We start from the raw sequence: 371 nt of genomic DNA on the forward strand, positions 1-371 counted from the left end.
ACCGCCCAGGTCATTCATCGTGATAACGATTCACCATAAAGACACAAGTGTCAGAAAGTCTCTAACGCTTGCATTCTCAATGAATACTTGGACTTCTCATTTCCCAAATTTTTAAAGAGCTTCTCATATCATCAAATATGAGACCGATTAAAAAACCGGAAACAAATAATCCCGTAGGAATCACTTGTTTCCGGCTTCTTGCCGGTAACAACTAGACAAGCAAACGTGTGGGCCCTGAACAGGACGAAGATCTTTGTCGTTAAGGAGGTGATCCAGCCGCAGGTTCCCCTACGGCTACCTTGTTACGACTTCACCCCAGTCATGAACCACACCGTGGTAATCGTCCTCCCGAAGGTTAGACTAACTACTTC

General features: G+C 45.0%; 1 rRNA gene. It reads right to left on the minus strand.

The window, feature by feature from the left end:
* Positions 1–260: 260 nt before the first annotated feature.
* Positions 261–371 (minus strand): 16S ribosomal RNA (locus MWU49_RS17665); the annotation flags it as partial.

Source organism: Alcanivorax sp. S6407, assembly GCF_023016115.1.
In the GTDB taxonomy this organism is placed as follows: Bacteria; Pseudomonadota; Gammaproteobacteria; order Pseudomonadales; family Alcanivoracaceae; genus Alcanivorax.